Annotated in this window: 23 protein-coding genes; 12 read left to right on the top strand and 11 right to left on the bottom strand. The window is 41.2% G+C overall.

Annotated elements, in window-relative coordinates:
* Nucleotides 1-11: 11 nt before the first annotated feature.
* From V3V99_01830 to V3V99_01865, 8 genes are all read right to left on the bottom strand, one after another.
* Nucleotides 12-1340 carry an HDOD domain-containing protein gene (locus V3V99_01830; protein MEE9441390.1) on the bottom strand — a complete coding sequence of 443 codons (1329 nt, stop codon included), beginning with the start codon at nucleotides 1338-1340 and terminating at the stop codon, nucleotides 12-14.
* 77 nt (nucleotides 1341-1417) lie between these two features.
* On the bottom strand, nucleotides 1418-4369 hold the full coding sequence (locus tag V3V99_01835) for a response regulator (GenBank protein ID MEE9441391.1): 2952 nt from the start codon (nucleotides 4367-4369) through the stop codon (nucleotides 1418-1420).
* The gene (gene miaB, locus V3V99_01840; GenBank protein ID MEE9441392.1) at nucleotides 4366-5667 is read right to left on the bottom strand and encodes a tRNA (N6-isopentenyl adenosine(37)-C2)-methylthiotransferase MiaB; all 1302 of its coding nucleotides are present in this window, start codon (nucleotides 5665-5667) and stop codon (nucleotides 4366-4368) included. Before miaB ends, V3V99_01835 begins: the two co-directional genes overlap by 4 nt.
* A gap of 170 nt (nucleotides 5668-5837) precedes the next feature.
* A complete protein-coding gene (locus V3V99_01845) occupies nucleotides 5838-8066 on the bottom strand; it encodes a M1 family aminopeptidase (GenBank protein MEE9441393.1) in 2229 nt (742 codons plus the stop codon).
* A 179-nt stretch (nucleotides 8067-8245) separates the two neighbouring features.
* Nucleotides 8246-9463 (bottom strand): metallophosphoesterase, encoded by a 1218-nt coding sequence (locus V3V99_01850; protein MEE9441394.1) that lies wholly within the window; start codon nucleotides 9461-9463, stop codon nucleotides 8246-8248.
* 132 nt (nucleotides 9464-9595) lie between these two features.
* Nucleotides 9596-10165, bottom strand: a complete 570-nt coding sequence (locus V3V99_01855) for a hypothetical protein (GenBank protein ID MEE9441395.1) — start codon at nucleotides 10163-10165, stop codon at nucleotides 9596-9598.
* Nucleotides 10166-10334: 169 nt separating this feature from the next.
* Complete coding sequence (locus V3V99_01860) at nucleotides 10335-10982, bottom strand: TrkA family potassium uptake protein (protein MEE9441396.1); 648 nt, start codon at nucleotides 10980-10982, stop codon at nucleotides 10335-10337.
* A 6-nt stretch (nucleotides 10983-10988) separates the two neighbouring features.
* A complete protein-coding gene (locus V3V99_01865; protein MEE9441397.1) occupies nucleotides 10989-12329 on the bottom strand; it encodes a TrkH family potassium uptake protein in 1341 nt (446 codons plus the stop codon).
* A gap of 185 nt (nucleotides 12330-12514) precedes the next feature.
* Here V3V99_01865 and V3V99_01870 point away from each other — a divergent pair, with 185 nt between their 5' ends.
* Nucleotides 12515-13306, top strand: a complete 792-nt coding sequence (locus tag V3V99_01870; protein MEE9441398.1) for an alpha/beta hydrolase — start codon at nucleotides 12515-12517, stop codon at nucleotides 13304-13306.
* Nucleotides 13307-13374: 68 nt separating this feature from the next.
* On the opposite strand, the gene V3V99_01875 is transcribed toward V3V99_01870, so the two are convergent.
* Entirely contained in the window at nucleotides 13375-13728 is a 354-nt protein-coding gene (locus V3V99_01875) for a hypothetical protein (GenBank protein MEE9441399.1), read from the bottom strand.
* Nucleotides 13729-13910: 182 nt separating this feature from the next.
* Here V3V99_01875 and V3V99_01880 point away from each other — a divergent pair, with 182 nt between their 5' ends.
* The gene (locus V3V99_01880; protein MEE9441400.1) at nucleotides 13911-15041 is read left to right on the top strand and encodes a site-specific integrase; all 1131 of its coding nucleotides are present in this window, start codon (nucleotides 13911-13913) and stop codon (nucleotides 15039-15041) included.
* A 29-nt stretch (nucleotides 15042-15070) separates the two neighbouring features.
* On the opposite strand, the gene V3V99_01885 is transcribed toward V3V99_01880, so the two are convergent.
* Both V3V99_01885 and V3V99_01890 read right to left on the bottom strand, forming a co-directional pair.
* On the bottom strand, nucleotides 15071-15685 hold the full coding sequence (locus V3V99_01885; protein ID MEE9441401.1) for an A24 family peptidase: 615 nt from the start codon (nucleotides 15683-15685) through the stop codon (nucleotides 15071-15073).
* A gap of 10 nt (nucleotides 15686-15695) precedes the next feature.
* Nucleotides 15696-16892 (bottom strand): type II secretion system F family protein, encoded by a 1197-nt coding sequence (locus V3V99_01890; protein MEE9441402.1) that lies wholly within the window; start codon nucleotides 16890-16892, stop codon nucleotides 15696-15698.
* Between the two features lie 79 nt (nucleotides 16893-16971).
* Here V3V99_01890 and V3V99_01895 point away from each other — a divergent pair, with 79 nt between their 5' ends.
* The 10 genes from V3V99_01895 to V3V99_01940 all read left to right on the top strand — a co-directional run bounded on the left by V3V99_01895 (nucleotide 16972) and on the right by V3V99_01940 (nucleotide 26007).
* A complete protein-coding gene (locus V3V99_01895; GenBank protein MEE9441403.1) occupies nucleotides 16972-18393 on the top strand; it encodes a GspE/PulE family protein in 1422 nt (473 codons plus the stop codon).
* 12 nt (nucleotides 18394-18405) lie between these two features.
* Nucleotides 18406-20325: a hypothetical protein gene (locus V3V99_01900; GenBank protein MEE9441404.1), complete on the top strand. Its 1920-nt coding sequence runs from the start codon at nucleotides 18406-18408 to the stop codon at nucleotides 20323-20325.
* A gap of 76 nt (nucleotides 20326-20401) precedes the next feature.
* Entirely contained in the window at nucleotides 20402-21562 is a 1161-nt protein-coding gene (locus V3V99_01905; GenBank protein MEE9441405.1) for a hypothetical protein, read from the top strand.
* A gap of 1 nt (nucleotide 21563) precedes the next feature.
* Nucleotides 21564-22055, top strand: coding sequence for a hypothetical protein (locus V3V99_01910; GenBank protein ID MEE9441406.1), 492 nt, complete (start codon nucleotides 21564-21566; stop codon nucleotides 22053-22055).
* Nucleotides 22052-22531 carry a hypothetical protein gene (locus V3V99_01915; protein MEE9441407.1) on the top strand — a complete coding sequence of 160 codons (480 nt, stop codon included), beginning with the start codon at nucleotides 22052-22054 and terminating at the stop codon, nucleotides 22529-22531. Before V3V99_01910 ends, V3V99_01915 begins: the two co-directional genes overlap by 4 nt.
* 1 nt (nucleotide 22532) lies before the next feature.
* On the top strand, nucleotides 22533-23903 hold the full coding sequence (locus V3V99_01920; protein MEE9441408.1) for a hypothetical protein: 1371 nt from the start codon (nucleotides 22533-22535) through the stop codon (nucleotides 23901-23903).
* A complete protein-coding gene (locus V3V99_01925) occupies nucleotides 23900-24265 on the top strand; it encodes a prepilin-type N-terminal cleavage/methylation domain-containing protein (protein MEE9441409.1) in 366 nt (121 codons plus the stop codon). Before V3V99_01920 ends, V3V99_01925 begins: the two co-directional genes overlap by 4 nt.
* On the top strand, nucleotides 24237-24764 hold the full coding sequence (locus V3V99_01930; protein MEE9441410.1) for a hypothetical protein: 528 nt from the start codon (nucleotides 24237-24239) through the stop codon (nucleotides 24762-24764). The genes V3V99_01925 and V3V99_01930 overlap by 29 nt, the downstream gene beginning before the upstream one ends.
* Nucleotides 24715-25203, top strand: a complete 489-nt coding sequence (locus V3V99_01935; protein ID MEE9441411.1) for a prepilin-type N-terminal cleavage/methylation domain-containing protein — start codon at nucleotides 24715-24717, stop codon at nucleotides 25201-25203. The genes V3V99_01930 and V3V99_01935 overlap by 50 nt, the downstream gene beginning before the upstream one ends.
* Before the next feature lie 312 nt (nucleotides 25204-25515).
* Nucleotides 25516-26007, top strand: coding sequence for an HTH domain-containing protein (locus V3V99_01940; protein MEE9441412.1), 492 nt, complete (start codon nucleotides 25516-25518; stop codon nucleotides 26005-26007).
* Nucleotides 26008-26165: the final 158 nt, after the last annotated feature.

Genomic DNA, 26165 nt, shown 5'->3' on the forward strand with positions numbered 1-26165 from the left:
AAAGGGCAATATTATTTATCGGGTTGCGCTTCCTGAACGGGTAAAAGAACCTCGCCGCTGTTTTCAAGCTCTTTCAGACGAGACTGAACCCGGTCATCAATACAAATCGCGTTGGACTCCGAATACTTCTCAATTTCTTCAAGATTTGTCAAATCTCGAAGCTCAAGAATCACGGCCATAATCTTTTTTAATGATTTCTCGACGACTTCAAGGATGTTGTCGAGACGATCATCCTTGTCAATTATTCTCTCTCGGTCTCTGAGCATCTTCAATAACTGCGCCCGACCGGAGATAGCCATCGCAGCATTGTTAATATAATGAGACAATGTCGCGATAGCGACATTTTTGGTCTCCATGACCGCCGCCCGTCGCTCCTCTATCAGGATGCGTTGTGATAAATCCTGTCTCTCGCGGAATAAATGCTCAATGGTAATAAACGAGTTAAACAATTCTCGATTGGCCCGGGCCAACAGCTCGCTGGGATCGCCGATATCGATTCCAAAACTATCCGCAATGGTGATAATTTCATTGGGTAAATTTCTCGTGACTGTCTCAATATCATTGTGATTTATATTTAATAGGTTAATCAATTGGCCTATTGATGCCATCCGCTTTTCAATCTTGATAGGTGTATCATCGCTTGAATAAGGATGCAGTAAATCCGCCAGTTGTATAATCTGCATAGTCTGGTTTTCCGCGATATTCGGAGCCGAATTATGATGACCACCGATAGTATCTTTCAGTATTGCCGGAAAACCCCACTTTTCAGCCAGCATCTGTCCGATTGCAGCATGATCGATTCCCAGAATTTTTTGCTCAGCCTCAAAACGTGATGGAAATTCAGAGAGTCTTTCCTCAACCTGCATATAATCTTGTGGAAAATGACGGATAAAGAATAGCTGTCCGATATCATGCAATAAACCGGCGATAAATAATTCCTCCGATTGATTGTGTCCCAGAAAATCAGCCAGGTTTTTACTTACCAAGGCAACTCCGATAAAATGAGTAAACATTCCCTTTATATCGAGATTATAATCCGATTCAAGTTTCTGTACCTGGAATACCGAAGCCGACAATACCAGGCACTTTATCTGGGTCGCCCCGAGCATCATTACCGCCTGATGCAGCGTTGATATTTCCGAGCGATGGCCATAAAAAGAAGAATTGGCCATCTTCAATATCCGACTGGTCAAACCGGGATCATTCATAACCACTTTAATCAAATCTTCAATGGAATAATCATCCGAACCTACCAACGTGAGCATCTGGGACAGACTTTGCGGCATTGAAAGAAGAGAATCATCTCGTTGAATCTTGTCAATATATTTTAATTCGTTCATCCTGTAATTCCTTTAAATGTTCGCCCCTCACTTCTATTGTCGGCAAACGAAAAAAGATATTTATTGCGGGATTATTTTTAGTAGGAATTATGCTTTTGGCGGGCTTGACTGATGACTTCGGTAAGTTGTTCGATTTTAAACGGCTTAGCCAGCGTAAAATCAACACCGGCCCGACTGGTCTGCTCTTCAGTAAGGTTTAAGCCCCAGCCCGTCATCATTACAACCGGAGTCGAAGGGGAGTGCTTTTTAACTTCCCGGGCTACATCCCAGCCCGATATATCCCCCATTACCAGATCGACCATGACGATATCATATTTATTGCTGCGGATAAGGATCATCCCTTCCGCAGGAGATTTTACTGCCGTCAGGCGAAACCCCAGCGATTGACAAATTCCGGATAATAAATCCAGGATCATTTGCTGATCATCGACAGCAAGAATAGTCAGAGCATTGCTGTCACTTGAAGACGTCGAAATTATCTCACTCGAATCAACTCGATTCGGAAACTTAAATGAAACATAAGTAGGCTGGCGGCCGAATCGATCAAAGGAGACCTGAGCGTTAAGATTTATAAATTTGCCGATCATTTCAGCGGAAATAAATTCTTTGGGCAATACATCCGGTTCGCCATAATCATAATCAGAAGGTTTAAAATCTCTAGTATATTCCCTCGACCCACGAATAATATTAAAATAAAAGGCGTCATCAGCGGTTACCGATTTAAGTAAGACCTGTTCCCCGTCCCCGATGAAATTGACGAATTGCTTCAATATGCTTTCAATTAATGAAATCAGGTTATCGTTGCCAATGGCGAATCTCGCCGCCTTGTCAATATCTTTCTCAAGTACCAGGGTACGATTATCATCGAACATATATAGATTCGCCGTAATGTGCCGAGGACTTAGATATTCATCAATCGCCAAAGTTAAATCATCGGCTTGCCCATCAGGGGCATTCTGCTTGTCGATTATAGATTTTTGCAGCCTTTTGATCGATTCTGCGGCCGATTCGGAGGCTTTCAATATTTCACCGGCCGTGTAGCGTGTCGGCCCGTGAATATCGGCCTTACGTGACAACAATTGGGCCCGACCGGTAATCGTCGCCAGGTAATTATTTATTCTATTTAAGACGGCGCTGTCGCCGGCTTTGATGGAACCATTCTGGCTCATGAAAATCTGATTATCCATTTCCGTCGTGGTTAGTTTTATTGATAGCAATTGAGCCGATAATAACAGGAGTCCTTTTTCCTTGCGCACAGATAACGATGACTGATTAAAATCAAAAATAGATACTATTGCGGTAACCGCGTCCATTACCACGACCGGAATATTTATCTGAAATTTCGGAACGCCCCTCTCCCCGCAGAGCTTAATCAAAAAATCTTTATTAACCGGCTCCAATTCACCCCAGGCAATTTCGATATCGTTAGCGGAATTGTATTCAAGAATATCGCCTGTCGCTGCCGCCTTACCCACCGGGCCTTCACCGGGGATAAAAGCCAATTCCCTCATTTCTTCGCTATAGCCGGCCTGAACCCGATACCCTCGACCGTTATCGGCAACAAATACCATGGCTGCCGCCGATTTGGGCAGGAACCGAACAATTTCCTTCAAGAATCTATTGTAAATCTTATCCAATCCCGAATCATTTTTAATTTCGAGAATATTGATAAGGGATGTGACCGCCGTCTGACTCAAACTATCGGCGTTTTTTAACTCAACAATATTTAATGCGATTGAAATAATGCTTATCGAAGTCTCGATCTCCTGAAGTAATGATTCATTTACCGATAGGCTGCCTCCCGAATAGTCGATCAACAGGGCATACTCGCCCCCTTTCCAGAGACTAAACGGGCAAAGCAATGTACTCCGATTTATAAAAACCGAACCATCGGGATTTCTGGCCTCCTGATTAAGGATTATCATCTGACCGCGCCTGATAGATTCGATAACCGCGATCAGATACGATTCACTTTGCTCGGGTTTGTATGCCGATACCTGATGACTCGCCAGATTTTCAATTTTACCTTTTGATAGCATTACTACCCGACAGGCCAGAAGATTAAATCTTTCCACCAAAAACCTACAGATATCGGAAGGTTGTTTTTGATAGTTTCCGGATTTTGCCAGATGGTTCACATTGGCGAAAGTCTGAGAAAGCAACTCTCGTGTTGCTTCAAGTCGTCCTTTATGTTTCTGATTTTCTCGAATAAGCCGGTTTGATTCGATTTCCCGGGCGATGATTTCGGCCGCCGCGGTTAACAGCAAACGCTTCGATTTTTCAAAAAATCCGGCCCGGTTTGACAAAACCAACATGGTCCCCAGCGACTGATCCCGGGCACTCATAGGAATCGCCGCCGCCGAAAAGGTCAGTTTCCGACCCGCCAGGATCAATCTGCGGCTTGATGAGTCTGAAGTCACCAAATCATCAGAGATGAAAGATCGTTGCTCAGATGCCGCGCGAGAAATTATATCCTGCCCCAGAGGAAATCGCTCCAGATTATGCATTTCCTCTTTGCTCAAACCGATTTGAGCCGCCAAATACATTTCCCCGCGAGCACGATTAATCAGAAAAACAGCGCCCTTTTTGACAACCAGATAACTCGCTATTTCTTTTAGGACGAGAGCGAACTGTTCCATCATGGAGTATGGCTGCGAGGCAATATGTCTTATATTATCCAGAAGTAAATACCTGTCAACTTGACCGGTAGATTCTTTACGGAAGATGTCAAGATGAATCGGAAAGGCATTGACGGTGGTAAGTACCAGAAAAAAGCCCAAAAGGAAAAGGGCTATCAGAGATATTTGCAGGATCGGATATACAACCGGAATAAACCATTGAGAATAACCGGGCCAGTTTATAAGGATCGCCAGAAGAGACGTCATCATCCAGATTATCAGTCCGCTGAAGAACCGTGCTTTATTTGGAAAACTCTCCCTGTCAATACGGGATGATTTCATAGAGCTGAAAATCAGGGCAAAAAGAGTCAGTGCGAAAAACAGGATTGAGCCGATTATTTCAAAAGTCATGCCGCCAACTCCCCATGCAACGTCCAACTGTCGGCCCGATTAATACGGGAATTAACAACTTTCCCCAGCAAATCTTCCGGGCTTTTCAACAATATCGTTTTATTCCCTTCGGTCTTACCCTTCCACACCGAAGCATCGCGGCGGCTTGTCCCGTCAATCAAAACCGAACTAATCCGACCGATTTCTTTTTGATTGACTTGATAGGAAATTTCTTTTTGTAACTCAATCAACTCTTGTAATCGTCTCAACTTCACTTCTTCGGGAACATCGTTTTTCAGGTTCTTGGCAGCCCAGGTCCCATCGCGAACCGAATACCTGAACATAAACGCCGCGTCAAAACGAATGTCGCGCACCGCCTCAAGTGTCATCCCAAATTCATCTTCAGTCTCGGTTGGAAATCCGACTATTAAATCGGTCGTTATCGCGATATTGGGACGGGCCTGTCGCAATTGGTGAATTAAACTCAGATAACGGGTGTAATCATATTTGCGAAACATCATCTCAAGAATTCTATCCGACCCGCTCTGAAGAGGCAAATGAAAATGACCCATAAGCTTCGGTTCGCTCGAGAACAGGTCAATTAAATCATCCGAGAGGTCTTTGGGATGCGAAGTAATAAAACGGATTCGATTGATATCAGTTTCGGCAACTACCTTCTTCAACAATCCCGGAAACTTCAAGTGTGCCGAATTATATGAATTAACGTTCTGTCCCACCAGCGTGATTTCCACAATACCTCTGCCATATAAATCGTTAATATCATCAATAATCGCGCCCGGCTCCCGGTGACGTTCCGGGCCTCTCAAGTAGGGAACAATGCAGTAGGCGCAGTAATTATCACATCCGCGTGATATCGTAACATGGGCTGAATATGAGTTGTCAGGCGCCGGAGAAAATTCTGCCCAGTCCAAATTTTTAGTCATGCGGGTATCGACTACAGGTTCTATCGATTCTTTATTCAGTAGTCGGGGCAAATCAAATAAGCGTTCCGTCCCCAGGATAAAATCTATCTTGGGAATACGTTCAAGAATTTTCTCGCCCATTCTCTGAGCCATACATCCAACGGCGCATATACGGCTATCGCCAGTTTTCTTGATTCGCGCCAGTTCCGTCAATCGCCCCAGAGCTCGTTCTTCAGCCTTCTCCCTGACCGAGCAGGTATTAATAATAATCACGCCCGCTTCCTCGGGATTAGAAACCGAAACGAATCCGGCATCATCCATCGCCGCTGATAAAATTCCCGAATCGGCGAGGTTCATCTGACATCCATAGCTATGTAAGTAGTAAGTCTTCTGCATTTTTCAGCCCGGACAAGGTGAAGTATCGGCTGTTATCTACGCTGTATATTCTGCAATATATCTACGAAATTCGGCCAAAGTCAACAAATAACCCGAGAACAGAGCATTAAAATACCCCGGTGGAATCCATCCGGGCCATATCTTTTCGGGGTGTTTCTTATCTATGATATCTACTCTACACATCCCAATTGAGGAGCCAGACCGTCTCTAAAGACATGATTTATCAGGTAAACCGCGTCACCTATATTAATGGCGCAATCGGCGTTGGTATCCGCCCAATTTGGCTTTGCGGGAGGCGGCCCTGATTTGAATACAAGATTAATCAGAAATACGGCATCGCCGACATTTACGTCTCCATCATCATTGGCGTCGCCCGGTCGGTCGAGAATGGCATCCGTAACTATAATTGTAAACTCCGTTGTGTCCTGCAACTCGGAATTATAAGCATCTACGGCATATATGCTGAAATCATATTCACCCATTTCTATCGGAAATCCGGAAATTATTCCCGTTTCAGGATCAAACTCAAGGCCCGGAGGTAGACTACCGGATAATATTTCAGAGGTATAAGCGTCATTAACGCTTAAAATAGAAATCGTATCCTCATAGTTGCCGTTTATTGAAGCTTCCGATAAAGAATCGGCAAATACGCGAATGCCCCAGAATTCCTGGGTAACCTCACGCAATATCCATTTTTTAGGATCGAGTTCAATTGAATTCACAGCTTCATCGGTATGAAAATAAAAAACCTGTTCCCGTCGATTATTAAATACAGTTATAGTATCAGTTGCTTCTGTCCTTTCCAGATGAACATCAATCGGCATGGAGAATACCAAAGGATCGGTTTCCTGAGTTTGCTCGACATACAAATAATGAATATACCCCCCTTCAGGGTCAGAGCGAGAATAAGGGGCAATAGTATATTCCGGAAAATAAATTCCATAAATCCATTGCTCGAAGAAATAATCCAGATCGATACCGCAGGTTGTTTCGACTACCGCTTGAAAATCCTCGGTTGAGGCAGAGCCCCATTTATATTGCTGGCGATAATTATTCAGCGATTGGAAAAACAATTCTTCACCGACAATATGACGGAGCATATGTAACACCCACGCGCCCTTATCATAAACAATCCGGCCAAAAATACTCCAGATATTAACCGTATCCTGAATATAAATACTGCCGCTTCCTTTGAATTCCATATAATCCATATAAGTATGGTAGTATTCTTTCCCGTAAACGACTTCATGGTATAATGCTTCCGAATACGAAGCGAACCCCTCATTTATCCAGATATGGTGCCAATCACTACAGGTAATCTCGTCTCCCCACCACTGATGAGCCAACTCATGTGTAATGATATTGTCAGAATAAGCCCATTGTGAGGCCTGAGTAGAAGTATTAGTCTGATGTTCCATCGCTCCGCCCCAGTCAAAATGAGAGCAACCATATTTTTCATTTCGATAAGGATATTCTCCGAAAAAATCCTCGAATATCGCCAGCGCGTTGGGCATAATCGCGAAATATAGTTTTGAGTCTTCAACATGATCGTCAAAAACATAATAATGCAACGGCACCACTCCGACCCCATAATCATACTCATCGTACCAGACCGAATATGGATGCATCGCCAGCGATACCAGGTACGGCACAATCGGATACCGTTCTTTCCAATAAGCAGTGTGAGTTCCATCCCCGTTATCTACATCCGATACCATAAGACCATTTGAGGAAATAACAAGTGATGTATCAGCCGTAATAATAATATCGGCCGAATCGGCCTTGTCAGTTGTGATATCATTGCAGGGCCACCAGTCACGAGAACCAAAAGGTTGAGACAATGTTGTTATAAGAGGTAATCCAAATCTTTCTGTAAATTGAAATCCCTGCAATCCTCCCATCTGCAACGGCTCACCATGATAGACAACCGTAAATTTGAATTCTTCGTCAAAGAAATAATCTCTTTCGAGATATACCGTCAGCAAATCTTCATTATGCGTGAATTCCAGATTTCCGGAATTATTAAATATTGAATCAACGTCCATGTTATAGCGCAAATCGACAACAATACTATCCAAAGAACCGGCTTGAATTCTACCATGAATACCCACAACACCATCAATCGACTGAATATCATAATAAATTGTTATATCGATGCTGTAAAACGTAATATCATACTCCTGCCAGTTGGATAAAGCCATCAAGGCCCGATCTTTTTCAACCTGCTTGACCTTTAATAGGTGCGGCCTTAATTCGTTCTCCCAAAGCCACTTATGTGTTTCTGCCGGAGTGTAATCATTGGGTGATTTCTCGGAATTGCCTGGAATTTCACTTTCTTGCGACCAAACTCCTGCCCCCAGGAATCCTGAAATCAAAATAAGCACTAACAATCTCTTCACTATCTTCTCCGGGATAATTTAATCCAACAACCTATTCAAATAAGTACGATACCTATAAGGCGGTGAGGAGTATCCTGCCACAATATACTCTCAATTTTACAATCGTCAAGAGCCAATATATTCTGAAGAGCAACGACTTTTTTTTTATCAAAGGAATTACGCTGCAGTCACGCATAATTTTATTTGGCTTTCCTCAATTCAATAATCGGCGCTTCAGCCGGACAGCCCAATCGAAAAGGAAACCAATGTCCCACTCCGGAAGATGTATATAACTTTCTATTTCCTTTTTCGTACAAACCCCAAAGGTAGGTGTTTTCTGAAATCAATTCAAACGCCGATTGGCCATAAATACCTAACTGTCCGCCGTGAGTATGCCCCGCCAACGTTAAATTAATGCCGAATTTCTCAGCCAGGTTAAACCCTTTGGGACGGTGACTGAGAAGTAGCTTAAAAGCGCCGTCGGGCGCGTTTTTAACCGCGCTGGTAATAGTGGCCTGCAAAAACCCGCTAATATCGCCCCGCATAAACATCGGGTCATCCGCCCCCGCCAAATAAATAATTGCGTTTCCAACCGGAATCGAAATACCATTATCCTTCAATAGTAAAACATTACTCTTATCAAAGGCCCGCCTTACATGCGTGATTCCGCGAAAATACTCATGATTGCCAAGGCAGGCATATACTCCATATGGAGTTTTTAACTGCCCGAGAATATCCAAAACACTCTTATATAATTCAATTCTATCTGACAGATCACCGGTGGCGACAATCATATCCGGAGAAAATTTGCTGGCCGCCTCTATTACCTCTTCGACATCTTCCAGATGACGGTAATATCCGATATGAATGTCGGAAATTTGTAGAATTTTGAATCCGTCCAAACCATCAGCCAAATCATCAAAAAATATCGATTTCTTATAGACATCAATATCGGTGAATGAACCGCCCACGCCAGAAACACCGGCGCCCAAAGCCACCGTTGGAGCGATTACCGCAGCATAATTCAAAAACTTCCTTCGTGAGATTTGCTTCTGATTTATTTCTAATGTCTTATCAACCGCCGGCTCGGCTCGTTTCTTTTGACGCCGTTCCCAGATATCATGGATAAAATTGATTATTCCCGAAACCGGCAAAGACAATAGTAAGGCCGATATCAATACCAGTGATAGGGCGCTCAATGCCGCCGCGATAAACATTAACGGCTTGATGAAAAAATATATCCCCAGCATCCAGATGCCGATAAAGACCACCCCCAGAATCGGAAGCGTATATGAAAAAATCCTGACGAATCGATACTGCCACCACCGGCGGTTGAACACTTTGAAAAAGATAATTTCCAACCCGGATAATATCATCAGCATGATAACGGCGGCGATTGCGGGGAATAATTCTGCCATAATTCTACAAGTTACACTTTCTCATATTTTGTTCAATGAATTATACGCAGAAAAATGATACTTAGGCGGTTGAAATTGAAATTAAACCGGAATAAACCCGAACCTTATTTTTGGCCGCCAATCCAGGCCGCTTTATTTAAGCTCGTGCTCCGGTTTTTCCTGTTTAACCCAACGCAGATTATCCGGATCATATACATAAAAATCCTGATTGGTATCGAAGCAGGTAATGTCTTTGATGCGCGCCGTTTTTGAATCCACATTCACAAACGCGTTTTCGGTCAATTCATTAGGCGCTTCCACTTCTCTGATAAAACTGCCCACCGTGCCGGGCATTTCCTTAAAACACCGTTTGAGATTCGAATACTCCATTCCGCTGGCGGCAATATGCGTCTGGCGCGCGTATATTTTCTTGTCGGATGTGACGCATAATGAGCAATTACAAACATTGTCATTGATCCGATAAAATTCTACCAGCAAATCAATAAATTGATCAATGGTATCGCTCAGGTACTTTAGATGTGTCGATGGAATCGTTAGAATTATCCCAATCGGCCGTCCCCCCGGCATTGGTCGTTTGCCGATTTTCTTGATACGGACCGGCAATCCCGCAATCTGCGAATCCTGCAATTTGTTTTCGAAATCATCCGGAAGCGAACCGACGCCGTTTAGTATTTGAATTGTAACATATTCAGAAGAATGCATATTCCCCCTGCCTTTTTTCCTGGTACCTGTGCCTAATCAGTCTATCGACAGATAGCCTTTCAACTTAATCGACACGTAGAAAGAAAAGAACATTAAAGGCGAGGTCATTCATCACCAGTTTAATCTTCCGGATTGAGTTCTGAGCGATAGCGAATAACCCAACAAATACCTAATCCTTCATCTTCTCGATGTCCTCATTGGTGCCAATCACAAGCAATAAATCATTTTCAGTGATCAAGTAATCGCCTCCGGGAATATGATCAAACGTCCCCGCTTCCAGATCGCGCACGGCAATGATCTGAACGTTATACCTCGCGCGAACATCCAATTCGCGAAGCGTTTTGCCGATAAAATTTTTGGGAGGCTTCAGTTCGACAACAAAATAATCGCCCGTCAAAGGCAGGAAATCCAGAAGATTTGACTGCGCCATCGAATTGGCCAGCCGGAACGCCATCTGCTTTTCGGGAATAATCGCTTCTGATGCTCCGACTTTGGTTAATATCCGGGCATGATCGTCGGAGTTGGCCTTGACAATTATCCGTTTGGCTTTGAGTTCCTTTAAATGCAGAGTGATAAGTATCGAGGCATGCGAATCCTGTCCGGTGGAAACGACAAAACAATCAAATTTCTCGACTTCGATTTTCTCCAGAAACGCCCGCCGAGTAGCATCGGCGACGATCGCCACCATATCATCCTGAATCGACTGGACCGCCGTTTCATCGGAATCTATCGCCGTCACCTGGCATTTTAATTTTTTTAATTCCTGCGCTACCGTCGCGCCGAAATTTCCCAATCCTATTACGGCAAACTCTTTCATACTTTCCTATCCTATCATTACCGATTCGCCGGCATAAACAATCTCACCCGGCTCAGCCGGACGAGCCAATGAAAACGCCAGTGTCAATAGCCCCACCCGGCCGATAAACATCAAGACTATGATTATCAATTTCCCCGTTACGGTCGCATGTCCGGTGATACCCAGAGATAACCCGACCGTCCCGAAAGCCGAAACAACTTCAAATAAATTATCGACAAACCATCCCTGACTCAACTGATGCGGTTGCGGCCTCTGCTCCGCCAGCATCAAAAGCGCGAACATGACAACTATTATCAGACTCGCCAACAGAGTTGCCGTCAAAGCCCGCCTGATTGAATCATTATCAATCGACCGTTTAAACACCGGTATCGATTTGCGTCCTCTGAATCTGTTATATACCAAAAGTAAAATCACCGCCCCCGTTGTTGTTTTGATACCTCCCCCGGTAGAGCCGGGACACGCTCCGATAAACATCAAAATCAGCGTAACAAGCAAGCCCACTTCAGTCAAATTCACCTGGGGTATGGCATTAAATCCGGCCGTCCGGCACGTCACCGCTTGAAAAAAAGCGTTAGACAGACTATCAATAAAAGACATATCTCCAAAGCTGTTATTATATTCAATCGCAAAAAAAATAATAGTGCCGGCGCCAAGCAATATCGCCGTCACACTCAAACATAATTTGGCGTGTAATGATAACATACTTCTAAATCTAAATAATCGCGAAAAAATCTCTCCAATAACAATGAAACCAAGTCCACCAATGATTATAAGTAATGAAAAAACTCCGAGTATATACAGATTCCCGTTATACGATTCGAGACTATTGGGGAAAGTCGAAAATCCGGCGTTGCAGAATGCCGAGACGGAATGAAATATTGAGTAAAAAACCGCCACATCCGATGGAAATTCCTGGCTGAACTGAGCATATAATGCCACCGCCCCTAAACCTTCAATCGCAATCGTCGTTAATATTATTGCCGCCAGAATCGTCCCGGTTCGAGTCCAGTTGCCGAAATTCTCGAATATCCCTATCCGATCATAAAACGATACTCGCGCCCCCATCATCATCAGAAGCGACGTCGCGAATGTCATTATCCCCAGTCCGCCGAGTTGAATTAAAACCAAAATCACGATCTGACCGAAAAAAGAAAAATCAGAACCGGTATCGAGCACCGTCAATCCGGTAACGCATACCGCCGATGTCGATGTAAAAAAAGCATCTATGAGACCAATCGAATCCCCTGCCGAACTGATCGGCAGATACAAAAATATCGTCCCGACAACTATCGTCGCCGCGAAATAAATTATAACTTTCCGCCCCGGACGGGCCCCAATAAGTTCCATTAAAACTCTCTAAGCTGACTTATTTAAATTGCCAATTCAATAGATTAGAACTTTATCACATCGATTGTCAATTAGATTATTTATATCTGGTTCGCCTCAATGCGCAAATTCAGCTTGAGTTATTCTCAATCGAATCATCGAGATTAATATTTGACAATTATTTAAATACATGATATTCTGGTAAAATGAAAAACTATAGATTATATGGAAAACCGCCTTTTGAAGTCGCGGTTATTCATGGCGGCCCCGGTGCACCAGGTGAGATGGCTCCGGTGGCGCGTGAATTGGCATCCACTCGCGGAGTCATGGAACCGTTTCAAACAGCCACATCGATTCAGGATCAGATAGATGAATTAAAAACTGTTTTGGAAAACAAAGGCGATCTTCCGGTTACCTTAATAGGTTTTTCGTGGGGTGCATGGCTCAGTTATATATTTGCCGCCCATAATCCAATCATTGTAAAAAAACTGATTCTCGTCGGTAGCGGTCCTTTTGAACAAAAATACGCCGAAGGACTTATGGATACCAGACTCAATCGCCTGGGTAAGGAAGACAAAATCAGGGTAAAATCCATATTAAAGATTCTAAATAATCCGGAAAGTGAAAACAAAAATGAGTCATTTACTCTGCTCGGAGAATTGCTATCCAGGGCCGATACCTATAATCCGATTGATGATTATTTCAACGAATCCGAAATAATTGAATGTCAATCGGAGATATTTCAACGCGTTTGGAATGAAGCCGTGGAGCTGAGAAGTAGTGGAACACTTTTAGAAATTGGAAAACACATCAAATGTCCGATTGTCGCAATCCACGGCGACTATGATCCTCATCCGGCTGAAGGCGTCGAAAAACTCTTATCGCCAATCATCAATAACTTTCGATTCATTCTTCTTAAAAACTGTGGCCATAAGCCCTGGATTGAACAGGAAGCAAAAAGTAAATTCTTTGACATCCTATATGAAGAACTATCTTAGTAGAAGTAGGTCGGATTCCGAATGAGCATAGTCCGTAGGGTGGCATCCCCGTGATTTCGCCAGCCAACCTACGCAAACATCGGCTGAGCTTCATCTTTGAATAATATCACTAATGCATAAATCCCCAACGCCGTCCCCAAGGGCGGATCAAAAATATGCAAAACCGACAAAACAATCACCAGAATTCGCGCCCAGCTTTTCCGGTACAACAATCCCCATCCACCGATTATACTTGGGATGCCGGTTATCACTCCCAGCATTAGCATAAACGAACCGATAAACGTCAGAATCCCCTGTGCTTCATAATCACCGGCTACAACCCCGATCCCGGCCATGAATACGAATATTGAGAAACAGATTAAAAATGACATCGCTCCGAATACGATATATAAAACCCCAATAACTTTGATATGCTTTTCCATAAGTCAGCCTCCTTGTTTTATCTTTACGAAAATATCATGCGATTGGATACAAAAAAATGGGTTTGTTTCCTCAGATTAACGCGTATTATTTTTCTAACAATATCTTCTCTTGTGATACAATAAGTTATTGACATTTTATTCTCCGTTATTTATATTTTCTAACATATTTCTAAGGAGTGTGCATGGCTAGTATCCATTTTAAGAAGAGAAAAGACGGTAGCAAAACTTATTATGTGGTGGTTTGCAGGCCAGGTGGCCATAAGTGGATTAAGGGAGGATCGCTCAAAGATGCCAAAATCTTGAAAAAAGAGATTGAATCTTTGGAAAAATCTGAAAGGATTGAGAAGTTGGGACTTGTAAGCGAGAGGAAGCGCATTGATGCTTTCTTTCAGGAATATGCGGATTATGTGCGCTTGAGAACTGCACCCAGTACTGTTAGGCGGTATCTTACGGTGGAAAATACTTTTATCATTTTTCTGAAGATGTTTCACCCTAATATCAGGCTTCTCGTGCAGATTACGCCTGAGATTATTGAATCATATCAAGTACAACGATTAAGGTCTATTGAATTGAAAAGTTCAGCGGATGGAGATAAACCTGGGGTTCATAGAAAAAAGCGCTTACCCCTTCCTCAAACAGTAAACACCGAAGTCATAGTGTTGGGTTCAGCATTTATTTGGGCTCATAGCCGAGAACTAATTCCTACAGTACCAACCAAAAAAGTAAAACCGCTTCGAGCTAAGCTAAAAAGAAAAGTTAGACTTCTCGATTCAAAAGAATGCAAACATTTTTTGAGAACTGCACGGCTAATGGCCAGAGATAATAATCGGCTCAAAGTATTTTATTTGATTTTCAAATTCTTACTCAATACAGGTCTGCGATCAGGAGAATTATGCAATTTAACCTGGGATGATGTTAATCTTGAAACCGGCTTGATAAAAATTCAGCCAAAAGAAGGCTGGACACCAAAAACATATTCCAGAGAGTTTTTTCTAAATGAACATTCAATTAAAATCCTAAAACGAATCGGTCAATCAGAAGGACTGATATTCAGAACCAAAACTGGAAAACAACTCGATACCGATGATATACGACGAGCATTAATAAAAATAGGCAAAGAAGCGGATTTTAATGACCTAACCAAAGTTCATGACCTCAGACATACATTCAATTCATTGATGCAGATGAACGGGGTTGATCCAGCCACAATGAGCAAAATACTTGGCCATAGGGACATTAAAACAACCATGATCTATACACATCAGACCACCGACCATTTAAAGAAGAGTATTGAGAAGATTGGGATAAAGTGATTAGTATTTAAAACTATTTCTTGGGATAATCAAAGCAATAATCCGTTTATATAATAATCCAAAATGGCATCACCAACCCAATAGGTAATTATTGAGGAAAATACCAGGAAGGAGCCAAATGGGATAGTTCTTATTTTTTTTCCAACTACAAGCATTTTCGCCACAGAAACATATAGAAGACCTAATATTGCGCCAATAAATAGCGTGATGAATATCCCCTGCCATCCAACAAAGAGTCCCAGCACTGCCGCCAGTTTTATATCACCTCCGCCCATAGCGGGTTTTCGAAATACTATTGATCCAATCCATTCAATTCCCAGAAATAAAACAAATCCGAATATTCCACCCAGAATTGAATCAAAGAAACTCGGCTGATGTGGAATAATCGCCAGAAATATCCCTAATATTGAATAAATAACCAACAAATTATTTGGAATGATTTGAAATTTAAAGTCAGCAATACATACAATTCCGAATAAAATTGAAAGAAGTAGAACTCCCAATCCATTTTCAGATGAAATGCCACCAAAATAAATCAGCAAAGCCGGGATAATCCATAATAAGTCCAGAAAAACGAAAGCAGGTCTAAATGGAAGTTTGTGTTCAGATTGTCTTAAGATAATTGCACTGAGATAATAAATCATTCTGAAAAGCCTACATTGTATTCATTAAATCAAAAAGCGGTAAGTACATGGCAACCAGAATAAAGGCGATGAAGATACCAAGGAATACTATGATTAGCGGTTCAAAAAGGGTTGTGAGGGTCCCGATATCGTGATCGATTTCAGATTCGTAAAAATCAGCAGCCCTTTCGAGCATTTTTCCCAGTTGCCCGGTTTTTTCACCGGCGGCTGACATGCGAATAAGAGTTTTGGAAAATATTTGATATTCACCAATGGCTTCGGTAAAAGATTTTCCCTGAGATAATGATTGCCCCAGTGATGATATCGTATTTTGAATATAAGCGTTTCCAGTTGTACGAATGGCCACATCAACAGAAAACAGAGTCGGTACGCCAGATTGCAATAGTGTTCCGAGTGTCCGGGCAAACCGAGCATTGATTATTTTGGTCAGGATTCGTTTGATTAGAGGAATTTTTAATTGCAGCATACTCAGGAAGTATTTTACACGATTATTAAAAAACGAAACAGTAATGAACGTTAATATCAGAATAAATCCAAAGCCAACAACTGCTATATTATCCCTAAGCCATTCACTGATAGATACAACATTTTGAGTCAGCTTTGGAAGTTCCGAACCGAAGTTTTCATACATCGAGGAAAATATCGGAATGATATATATAACCAGAACAAAGACAACCAGAATTGTTACAGCAATTACAAGTAACGGATACGCGAGAGCCGAACGGATTTTCTTACTGGTTTCTTCAGAACGTTCGCGGTAAGTGGCAATACGATCCAGCGATTTATCGAGAGTGCCCGAAATCTCTCCAGCCTCAATCATGGAAGTAAATAAGGTATCGAAAAATATGGGAAACTGCCGGAATGAGTCGGCAATTGATTTACCCGATTCAACTGATGAGGCAATATCGTCAAGCATAGTTCCCAATGATTTGTCAGTTACTTGCTCTCTGACAGAGCGAATGGCTTCATTGAAGGTAATTCCTGATGATACCAGGGCCGAGAGTTGCCTAGTAATGCGAGTAATATCGTTTTTGCGAAGTTGCTTTGTAAGCCATTGAGAGATTGTACTTTTGGCGGTTCGGTGGCTTGATAGAAAAATCCCTTTGCTCAAAAGAGCTTTTTCCAGTTCACCGATATCTGAGGAGCGAAAAACCCCTTCCACCGGTTCACCGTTTACCTTTTTTCCTGTGTATAAGTATTTAGTCATATAGTTAGCTTGACCGTCTATAATATTTATATTATACATATAAAAGGGGCTAATGAAAAGATGCTTTTTTGAGGTTACCATGTCAGACTTGCCTGTCGGTTGGGACCGGTCATTTTGTGAAAAATACAAAATCTACCCGCGTTTAGGTCAACACGAGGTGAACGGCCTGTATCTGTCCTTGGATTCGGATTTATCAGTCGTGAGCTTTTTGAAATTCCGTGAGAAAAAAGACCTGGCGTTAATATATCTACAACAACAAGAATTTGCTAAGCGGGCGAGTGAGCTTTTTGGGTCTGAAATTAATAAGAAAAATCATAAAAGTTTTTCCCCGAGTGAGATTGGTCAGGATAAATCAATCATCAGACTATTAGATGAAATAATTGGTAAGGGGATATCGGTCGGAGCATCAGATATACATTTTGAGCCGTTTGAAAAAAACATGGATTGCCGTTATCGCATTGATGGCGTGCTCCGTAAGGATCGGAATATCTCCGGCGAATCGGTTTCTGAAGTAATCGCTCGGATTAAGATTATGTCAGGATTGGATATTTCTGAAAAACGGCGCCCTCAGGATGGCCGAATCAGATTCAAAGCAGAAAACAGGACAGTAGATATTCGGGTATCGATTCTACCGACTGATTTTGGTGAGAAGGCAGTTCTTCGAATCCTTGATAAGGAGACACTGCGGCTTGATCTGAATCTTTTGGGATTAAGCAACTTGCAGCATGAACTTTTGGAAGGAAAGATTAAGCTTCCCAATGGCATGATACTTGTGACCGGGCCAACCGGGTCGGGAAAAACAACCACCTTGTATGCGGTTCTAAATCGTCTGCGTAGTCCGAACGTGAATATCACAACTATTGAAGACCCGATAGAATATAATCTTGAAGGGATAAATCAGACGCAGATAAAGCCGGAAATTGATGTAACCTTTGCCAATGCTCTGCGAGCGATATTGCGCCAGGATCCGGATATTATAATGGTTGGTGAGATTCGCGATAAGGAAACTCTGGATCAGGCCATTCGGGCGTCACTGACCGGTCATTTGTTGCTATCAACCCTTCATACCAATGATGCCATTGCGACAATAACTCGTATGATTGATCTGGGCGCAGAGAGCTATCTTCTGGGCTCGACTTTGAAATTGATAATCGCCCAGCGCTTGGTACAAACAATATGCGATCATTGCAAACAACCGGATTCGTCCCCGGAACAAAGAGCCGCGGCATTAAAATTAGGAATTGATTCATCGGCTGAGCTATTTTCGGGAGCCGGTTGTACATTCTGTGGGAATACCGGTTATGTTGGCCGCAAAGCAATTTATGAGATGCTTCCGATTGATGAATCACTTGGAAATTTGATATCAAAGGGATGTACCGAAGCTGACATACGTCAATATACACAGGAACATGGCTATAAACGTCTTAAGCATGCAGGAATTGATTTAATAAAGGCCGGGGTAACTACACCAATTGAGGTTTTCAAAGCCGTGGCAATATAAGCGGGGAGGAATATGATACTTCGAAAAATTATACTAACTTCATTTATCGTTTGTTTTGCGTATTCTTTTAGCTTTTCGCAAGATGTTATAGATGATTCGCCAGATAATGTCAATACCAGTGTAGTCGATACTCTGGAATCAATGAATCTTCATACAATTATCGATACTACGATAATGATTCCGCAACTGGAGTTTGTCGAAAATAATCTGGATGATGCCCTGAAAGCATTGGTGAGAGCTTATGAACTATCAGTTTTTATTGATACTTCTGTCGCCGGGACGATCACATTGCGGCTTGATAATGTATCTCTCAATGACGCTTTATTGTTTATCATCAAGGAATATGCTCTGGCCTGGGAAAAAACCGGGGAGATAATTAAAATTTATAAACCGTTTCAACCTCCGCCGCCACCCGCTCCATTGGAAATTGTCATAGATAATGGTTTGTTAAACTGCAATTTGAAGAATACTCCATTGCAAAAAGTAATTGACGAATTGATTGATCTGGCCGGAGTCAATATTATAATCGAGTCGGGAACTTCAGGAATTATCTCGGGTAGATTGCAGGGAGTTATGGTTGATAAGGCTCTCAATGTTTTGATGACTTCCAATGGTTTTACTATCCGGTCAGCAGACGGGATATATTATATCGGGGTAATGAGAACATCCGGTGAAGGAGGACACAGGGCATCGAGATTTTCGATTCATTGTGATAATAATCTGGTTACTGTCAATGTCACGAATGCTCCTTTGGGTGATATCCTGTCGGCCATTGCCGATAATTGCGGAACCAGCTTTTTCATGCGAGGCACGATTGAAGGCAGCGTCAACGCCAGTTTTTCTGATTTGCCTTTGGATGACGCCCTTGTTTCTCTACTGCGAAATACTCAATACACTTATAAGAAGGACAATGATTTATATTTCATCGGGGCAAAAAATTCACAGGATATGTTTGTAACCAAATTGATTCTGCTAAAGCATTTAGTAGCCAATACAATTGAACCGTTGATTCCAACATCACTGACAAGCCAGGTTTCGCTTAAAGTTATCGTGGAGCATAATGGTCTGATTGTTGTCGGCCCCAAAACTGTCATAGACGATATTCGGCTGTTTCTTGAAGAAGTTGATATTCCTCCAGCGATGGTACTATTTGATGTATTGGTGGTGGATTATTCGACAACCGATATATTTCAATTTGATCTTTTGATGAATAATACCGGAACGAGCGGTAATATTCCCACTCAGAATTATTATCCCAATATCGATATGAGCGGTACGGGAAAAACTCTGCAGGATGATTTAGATTGGGTAGGAAATCAAATTGGAGTATCCAAAATCGGCCCATTGTCAGATGACTTTTTTGCCCGCTTACAAATAATGCAACAGGAAGGCAAAGCCAATATCAGGTCACGACCGAAGATATCTTCGTTATGCGGTCATTCGGCATCGATAAATGTCGGTACGACTCAATATTATCTGCTCGAAACAAAAATAGTTCACCCCTCCGCTCAATCTGATGTATCGACTCAAACTTCGCAAAGATTTGAAAAAATTGAAGCCAATATGAGTATTGAGGTAACGCCGTTTGTTAATGAAACAGGCGAGCTGATAGTCGAGATTAAACCGGAATTTTCGACTCCGGCTGCCGCCTTTGATTCTGAAATTCCCCCGACTATAAATCATCGCATTCTGCATTCGACAGTCAGACTCAGAAACGGAGAGACAATTATCCTTGGCGGTTTGGTCCAGGAAAGCGAGAACAAGACGATAAAGAAATTTCCAATCCTGGGGTCATTACCTTTTATCGGGCCGTTATTCCAGAGTACCCATAAAACAACTAATCAGTCTGAATTGATGATTTATATCACACCGCATGTTTATTATGGCAATGAACAGAACATTGATTTGGAAAGCTTGATTGATAGAAAGTAGAGTTGTGTCAACTGCAATCAAATATTTGGGTTCAATCTTAAAAGATTGTTTGCCTATCAGGCGGGCTCAATATTGTTTGATAATTGGTCCTGAATATTTCAGCTTTTTGCGAATAAATTCCAGAAAAGAAACAGATATATATCTACAAAACAAGGTCGACGAACATTTTGATCAGGCTTTGGATCAATTTCTGAAGGACGTTAAAAATGGTAAACATTATTTTGGTCAGGATGTTGTCCTTTTAATTACCGAACCGGTAGCTTTCACACTTATAAGATCGCATGAAAATACTAACCTTGAGGATTTCAGAGAAGAGTGTAGAAAGCTTATTCCCGAGACTACTCAACAGGAATTTAGATTAATTAATATTGCCGGTAAGGGATATTATACTGTTTTCAGGATCGATGAAGAATATGTAAAATCATCACTCAAAATCATTGATAAACATGATATCTTAATCAATCAGGTGATGCCATTATCTGGATTAATCATTAATGAATTTCAAAACTCTAATAATCTAAAACTTCAGAATTGTGAGTTTAAGCTAGGGATTTATCGTTGCGCATTTGGATTTGATCCGAATAAGCCATTCTATTTGGAATCAATCAAAGATAACAATCTGTTACAATCTTTATGTCCGGAAGTTGAGACTGAAATTAAATCAGTATTCAATAATCCACTGCCACCTGTCGTGAAGAATGCATTTGCTCTTACCAATCTCATCCCCAAATCTGTACAATATCTGTTAATCGGCACTGGCAGTAGTCGTCTTATGACCTCAATTGTTGCGGTCTTACTAATATGTTTTACGATTCTTGCCGGTGTCTTTGCGGTTTTGAAAAATAATGCCGAGGATTCATACAATCAATATCAGAACAGCCTTGCCGAAATTAGTTCTGTTGAAAGCCAAATTCACAAAGTCGAACGAGAATTGGAATCGTACGATCAAGGAGTATTATTACATGCGAACTTTAGCGCTCATTTGTCAACATTTTGCCAGAGGATACCATCAGGTCTTCAGGCAATAGAGTTAAAAGCTGAAAGGAAAGATAGGGGCGAGATAACCGTTACTGCACACGGGAAAACACGCAGGGAGACATCGGTTTTCAGGTATCGGGATTATGTTTATGCAAATTCCGGTAATCGACCGGTCGAAATCAGCAGTATCAGCAGGCTCAACTCACCCTATAACATGCCGGATAGTATTTGGTATCGTTTTACTATTACGATGAATTAAGATGAAAGTATTCAAATACAGACATCAAATTAGGATAATTGGACTTGCCATATTGATGGTATTGGTCGGTTATGCTTTAATTCTTCAACTAACTGGTTCGATCTTACTGGATTATGATATTGTATCTTCGGTTTCCGGAATATCAGATAATCCCGACGAAATCGTGCGGCGAATAGAAAACCTGAAACAAAGATTAAATGATAAAAAGGAATTACTGGAAGTAACTCAGTCAAGGAAGAAATTTTCACAAGGGACTTTTCGAGAACTGGCCCAGTGGTTTAAGAGTAGTCTGGTCCACATGGAAACAAGTAATTCAGCTGCAGATAATCATACTCGCTACACTGTGACATATTCCGGGAAGATTACGAATTTGTTAAATCTGTTGAATCGATTTGAAAATGGATATTTGATCAATATAGAAAAAGTGGTTCTGCACCCAGATAACAGTGACGGTAGTCAAGTTCGTATGACAATGGTGTTATCGACGCTATGAAATCAAAACGAATGAAGCAAATTGTTTTTGGAGTGCTGTTGATTGTCGCAGCCTATATTTGGTCTGATGTTTTTTATTTGTTCACTGGCTCGGAATATGATGCTGATAGGCAGATTAATCGGCAGAGTAATTTAGGAAGTGTGTCACAAACCTTGGAACCAATTGAATTTGCATCCCCAAAAGTAAATCCTTTCGCGATTAGGACAACTTCATCAGTTCCAACAACACAAAAAAAGAACGAGACTCGCTCTCATAAACCTCCACCTGCTTCAACAAAACTGAGCGAATTATATACTTTGATTGGGGCAGTAAATCGACCTCCATATTCACAAATTGTTCTTCGTGATCGACAAGGAAAAAGCACTGTTATGGGTTTGGGCGATAGTCTTAGTACATGGCAAATTACGATTATCGTTGCCGATTTTGCAGAATTTAGAAGCGGCAAATTTGTAGATACTTTGTTTTTGGTAGATTAATATGATTAATCTGAAAAATCAAAAAGGCTCGGTTTTGGTTACGGCACTGGTTTCAGTTGCGGTTCTTCTCATTTTGTTTTTATCGGCATTCAGTTATGGGATCGGTCGTTACAGCGTCCATGTTAAAAACCAGCATAAGATTCGGGCTCAATATTTGGCTGAATCCGGGATTAACCGCGCAATTCATCTGCTGGAGAATAATACAACCAAGATTGAAGAATTACATAAAGATTCGCTTCATGTTATAGTAGAAGATATTGGTAGCTTTACCGTTACCTGTCGGCCTTATGGCGGGTATCAACTTTTTAGCTCAATGGGGAAATCCGGAAGCCAGCAATCCAAGCTAACTGCAATTATCGGTATAGGTAACTCGCATTATACACAATATGCTATAACTTTGACCGATGAAAACTATCCGCTGACAGCAACCGGCCACACAAAAATAACCGGTGATATTTTGACAGGAAATGTTCATTTAACCACAGGCCAAATAGACGGACGGGGAATTTATGATAAACAATTTCATGTCGGAAGGCATTTGATTGACCCTGTCGCATCGAAACTTAAATTATCAACCAGGTATCTACTGGATTACAAAGAATACGTTTTTCAAGAATTAAAAGATGATGCACACCGTGTGACGACTTCACTACTACTAAATGCGGGCGACGAAGATTTCCTGAAAGAGAATCCTGTAGTTTATATAGAGGGTAATCTTGAGATTAATGGGTTGAAATTTAGCGCCAAAGATGAAACCGTTACAATCATGGTCAATGGTATGGCAGAAATCCGAGGCAATAGTCGATTGGAGGGCTTTATAGAGATATTGGCTGGGAAATGTATCCTAATAAATGATAGTTCAGTTATTTCAGGTGGTGTCTGTTACGGTGAAGATAGCCTTGTATTAAGCGATGATGTTTGGTTTTCAGGTCAGGCTATTACTGAAACTAATCTAATCGTCCGCGATAAGACATATATCAATTATCCTTCTCTGCTTTTATCTCTGGGGGATATTGAAAGAAATCAAATCGACCATGCCGTAACTCTAAGTACAAGATATCCTATTTCAGCCTTGTGCATACTTATCTCAGAAGATACGCTGATAAATTACCCGCATGAGAATATCTACGTTGATACAGGTTCTTCAGTCAGAGGTATCTTATGTTCATCTGATTATATTGATCTCAGAGGAAAAGTAATTGGGAGTGTGATGACAAGGAATTTCTGGTATGCCCAGCCACCGACAACATTTATCAATTGGCTTCGCGATATCAACATTAATCATGCAGAATTAGATTACAATCCGGTAATGCCGTTTGTTATTGACTCAATTTCAAATTATGGAATACTTGCAATGGATTACAGAAAATGACTACTAATATCATTAAAAATCAGGATGGTGTGACAATAATTGAAGTCCTTGTCGGGGCGGTTGTTTTTATGATTGGTTTTTCGATATTGGTTTTTATGCTTAACCAAATGATTTCAAATTATTCGGTAAATGATTTGACCTCGGCTACTCGACTGGCAAGTAAATCGATGGAAATGACAATCACATATCAGGATACGATTTCTTACGACTCCACAATTAATGTTTCGAATATTGATTTTGGAGTTAAAAAAACAGTTCAAATTGATAATGATCTGGCAAAGATTTATATCAATGTTGCCAGGAGTTCAACCAAAAAGGAATTGTGCAGTCTTTATGGCGAGTTCATTTTTCGACAAAATTAAGAACATACGCGGCCTGACATTGATGGAATTGGTGGTATCATTGGGTTTGGTGGCGATTCTAATGGTTGTTTTTGTTTCAGGTAATATTTTTGTTCATAAAATGTTGAAGAACTGGTCATCGGGCAATATCTTATCGGAAGAGAGAGAATACATACATAGCTTACTGGCGGAATATACCGCCGGTTGCGATGCGATAGTGCAGGATACAATTAATAATTCGATTAGATTTTATACTGCAAGAGATTCAATAGTTTGTCAATTGGACGGCGGTAGATTAATTCTGAAAGGAAAACCAGCCCATCGACCGGAAATTATTGTAAGAAGCGTTGAGGTATCGCCTGTTGAACTGTCTGAATCCGTTGGTGAGGGGATAATATCAGAAGGAAAATTACCACAGACAAGTTGTCTGTATCGCATAAATTTGAAGTTGTCATATCGAGGTGAAGAAGATGAATCGTATACGATTATTCGAAATATCAAAGAATTTGCGAAGCATTAGATTATTTAGAAAAACCTTACTTTCGCAAAAGGGGTTTTCACTCATAGAACTTCTTATTGTCCTGGTCCTTATTGCGATTTTGGCCGGATTGGCCATTCCTAGGTATATGGCCTATACAACCAAGGCAAAACAAACTGAAGCCAAAGAGCTACTGAATCAGATATATTTGGCGCAAAGGTCATATTTTCAGATTAATGATACTTATTGGATTCCAGCCCAGGGACTGATAGCCGATAGAAATAATCAATTTGCATTCGATACTATTGGCGTTGAAATCATGCCTTCAGCGCGATACTCATATGAAATCACTGGCGACCGTGAACATTTTACAGCAATGGCTACAGCCACTCATCTCGATGATGATCCAGCAAAAGACCAGTGGCAAATTGATGAAACCGGCCAACTTCGCTCTATCCATGATGATTCGATTGAACGGTAAGTATGTGAGTTGTTGGTTATCTTATAAATAGTGCATACGCGATATATTCTTAATTCAGGAGCACTTGAAAAAGAGTATTGAGAAGATCGGGATTTAGTATCATAACTATTCAAAGATTCCGATATTCAACCAAAAAAATCATTGGTATGCTGAAATCAATTAGACTATTTAATAATATCTATATATTTTAAGTCATTTTCTATTTTACACTGACACTATATGTCACCCTCCGTGCTTATATTATGTTTAAACGGTAATATTTATCTGTTACGACATTACCAATCCTTGTAAATCAATTAAAGGATTTTAGTTATGCCGGCATCAAATGGTGCGTCCAATTTATTAAGAACTCTGATATTGCTGCTAAAGAAACCATGTATTACAACTGAAGATATTATTGCACATTGTGGCGTCTCAATTAGAACAGCGTATAGGTATTTGGAGTCACTAAAAAAATCAGGGATTTCAATTAGTCGTGTTGAAAAAGGTTTCATATTGGATAAAGATATTTCCATTGATTCAGAAAAGTTGACTTCTCAGGAATTTGTCTTTGTAGCTTTGGGATTAAAGCTATTAGAAGAATGCGTTGGCGGCAAATATGGGGAAATTATAAGGGATATTCATAAGCGCTTTTCAGCCGAACAGACTTTCGGAGTTGAACATGCGGAAGAGATTCAACGGAAACTCGTAGAGACTTCGAATGTCAATGGGCAATTAGATATAGAATTGTCTTGGTTGTTACTATACACCGCAATAGTTCAAAATCAAGATTGTACGTCGTCAGACAATTCGGACAAAGTGTAATTAGAATTTAAGCCATAGTTTTTGCTTTGGCAAGAGCCTGTAAGGAATTTTGTGTAAATGTAAATAATTGATTATGCTTCGAAATTGAAAACTGAAGCATTTACACAGGAGACCAACATGAGTTCGATTGATCCCGCTCTAATCAAAGAATTACTCAA

Source organism: Candidatus Zixiibacteriota bacterium (assembly GCA_036480375.1).
Lineage (GTDB): Bacteria > Zixibacteria > MSB-5A5 > GN15 > JAAZOE01 > JAZGGI01.